Source organism: Aquimarina sp. Aq78, from assembly GCF_900299525.1.
In the GTDB taxonomy this organism is placed as follows: Bacteria; Bacteroidota; Bacteroidia; order Flavobacteriales; family Flavobacteriaceae; genus Aquimarina.
Genome location: NZ_OMKA01000037.1, coordinates 1 through 3,207, shown reverse-complemented (window position 1 = coordinate 3,207; position 3,207 = coordinate 1). Strand labels below are relative to the sequence as shown.

Below are 3,207 nucleotides of genomic sequence, written 5' to 3'. Positions count from 1 at the left end.
GGGGAAGAATTGTATTAGTGAGATTCCTAAAAAGCGTTGGGATATTGATAAATATTATCAAAAAGGGGAGGCTGTTGCAGGCAAGACCTATAGCAAATGGATGGGAGCTTTGGAAGGGTATGATCTTTTTGATCCTTTATTTTTTAATATTTCTCCTATTGAGGCAGAGAGTATGGATCCGCAGCAACGATTATTTTTAGAGGCTTGTTGGCATACGATAGAACATGCAGGATACAATCCACATGTGCTTTCGGGTAGTAAATGTGGAGTATATGTAGGATGTGCTTATGGAGACTACCAGATGTTATCAAGAGAAGAACAGTTAAGTGCACAAGGATTTACTGGTGGTTCTACTTCTATTCTGCCAGCACGTATTTCTTACTTTTTGAATTTACAAGGTCCTTGTATTTCTATTGATACAGCCTGTTCATCTTCACTGGTGGCTATTGCCAATGCCTGTGATGGCTTGGTGTCGGGCAATATTGATTCTGCTTTGGCAGGTGGAGTCAATGTTATGGCAGGTCCAGATATGCATATTAAAGCTGCTCAATCGGGTATGCTCTCTCCAGATGGCAAATGCCATACTTTTGATCAGCGAGCCAATGGTTTTGTACCGGGAGAAGGAGTTGGAGTGGTTATGCTAAAAAGATTGGAAGATGCAGAAAAAGATAAGGATACTATTCTAGGGGTTATCCAGGGATGGGGGATCAATCAGGATGGAAAAACCAACGGCATTACAGCTCCTAACACAGAATCACAAATACAATTAGAACAACAGGTCTACGATCAATTTGATATAGACCCAAATAACATTCAGTTGATCGAGACGCATGGTACAGCTACCAAACTTGGAGATCCTATTGAGGTAGAAGGATTACGCAGGTCGTTTAAAAAATATACAGAGGAGAAAGAATATTGTGCTCTGGGATCTGTAAAGAGCAATATTGGTCATTGTTTAACTGCTGCGGGAGTGGCAGGTTTTATTAAGGTGCTACAGGCTATGAAGTACAAACAGTTGCCACCGACCATAAATTTTGAACAGTTAAATGAGCATATCGATTTGAAGGATAGTCCTTTTTATGTGAATACAGAGTTAAAGGACTGGCAGGTTAGGGAATCCCAACAACGTCAGGCAGCGATCAGTTCTTTTGGATTTAGTGGCACTAATGCTCATTTGGTAATGGGTGAGTATGTTCCCCAGAATCGGGAAGTGATTAAACGACCTGTTCAGGTCATTACACAACACTCGGATCTTATAGTTCCTTTATCAGCCAAATCTGAGGGGCAACTGAAACAAAAGGCTTCTGATTTACTGGAATTTATTGAAGAGAAGAAAGGTTCTCTGGACTTGATTGAGATGAGTTATACTCTGCAATTAGGTAGGGAAGCGATGGAGGAACGTCTTGGTTTTATGGTGAGTACTATAGATCAACTGGTAGAAAAGCTTCGGGCTTATCGTAATGGAGAGGATACTATAAACGGTGTCTATTTGGGTCAGGTGAAACGCAATAAAGAAGGTTTACGAATCATTAGTAATGATGATGAGATGAAAGAGACCATTGTAGATACATATATACGTCAGAGGCAATTATCGAAATTACTGGATTTATGGGTTAAAGGCTTGGAGTTGGATTGGGATAAACTCTACGGAGACCATAAACCTAATCGTATCAACTTGCCATTGTATCCATTTGCAAGAGAACGGTACTGGATTGATGGCGCAGAAGAAAAGAATATTCATGGAAATGGAACGACAACATCCGTTTTACATCCATTATTGCACTTAAACACTTCAGACTTTAGTAAGCAGAGTTATAGTACTACATTTAATGGTGAAGAATTTTTCTTAAAAGATCATCAGGTTTTTAACCGGAAAGTCCTTCCGGGAGTTGCGTATCTGGAAATGGCCCGTGCTGCTATTGAAGAATCCATGCCCACATCTGTAGAATCTGCTATTTTGGAGTTGAATGACATCATTTGGATTCAACCTTTTGCTATCGTAGATCAAAAGAAACAAATTAATATAAACTTGTTTTTGGACGATTCAAATTCTGTAATGAGTGAACAAATACATTACGAGTTATATAGTTATGATGGAGAAGAAAACATCATACACTTCCAAGGAAAAGGAACTTTTAGCAGCCGAACAATTCCAGAGAGAATTGATATTGATCAGCTTAGATGTCAGATGACTGCTGGTAAATTAATACAAAGTGATATTTATAATGTTTTTGCTCAAATGGGACTTCATTATGGGGCGGCACATCAAGGAATAAAAGTAATTTACAAAGGAGAGGGGCAAGTATTGGCCGATTTAACCCTACCGGCAGTAGTTAAAACTGAACAAAATAATTATCTATTACATCCTAGTTTAATGGATAGTGCTCTGCAGGCATCTATTGGCTTATTTCAGGACCTGAATCAAACCCCAGAAGAACCATTACTTCCTTTTGCACTAGAATCTTTACGAATAATCTCTGCTTGTGTCCCAGAGATGTTTGTCTGGGCTCGGTATGCAAAGGTCAGCAAACCAGGAGATAAGCTCATTAAAATTGATCTTGATCTATTTGATCAGGAAGGGAATGTATGTGTACAAATTAAGGGGCTTGCTTTTCGCATCATGAAAAATGACAATAAACCTACGCATATGACAACAAATGATTTGTTGAAAAGAAATACTAATGATACATCAACCTTTAATGATGCCTATTATCAGAACCTTATTCAAAGCGTATTAAATAAAGAGCTTTCTGATGAAGAAGCTGTAGAATTAGTTTAAAGACTGAATTCTTAAGAAAATTTGAAAGAAAAGATGAAGGAAAACCTAAAAAAAGTATTCCAAGATATTTCCAGAGGAAAACTTACACAAATAGAGGCATTAGAAAAAATTAAAGCTATAAAGCTACAAGAACAAAGTAAAATTGTAGGGACATTGCTTTTGAATTCAGTTTGGGAAGAAGATACAAGAATATCCGCTAATCATGAAGACTACTCCCAACAGCATATCATTTTGTGCGAAATGTCGGATGTAGAAGAAAAGGAAATTAAAGCGTTACTTCCAGACTGTAAGGTTTTAAGCTTACAATTAGATCATCAGCAGAATATTGCTGATCGATATGAGCGTTATGCTATATCCTGTTTTGATTATATCCGCAATATACTTTCTAACAAGCCCCAGGGTAAAATACATATTCAAATAGTCATTGG

At 37.8% G+C, this 3,207-nt stretch carries 2 protein-coding genes; both read left to right on the top strand.

Annotated elements, in window-relative coordinates; translation table 11 throughout:
- On the top strand, positions 1 to 2,779 hold a 2,779-nt coding region (locus DG435_RS25335), incomplete at its 5' end, for a type I polyketide synthase (RefSeq protein ID WP_199916874.1).
- A 33-nt stretch (positions 2,780 to 2,812) separates the two neighbouring features.
- A partial coding sequence (locus tag DG435_RS25330) for a hypothetical protein (RefSeq protein ID WP_234420916.1) occupies positions 2,813 to 3,207 on the top strand: 395 nt, incomplete at its 3' end.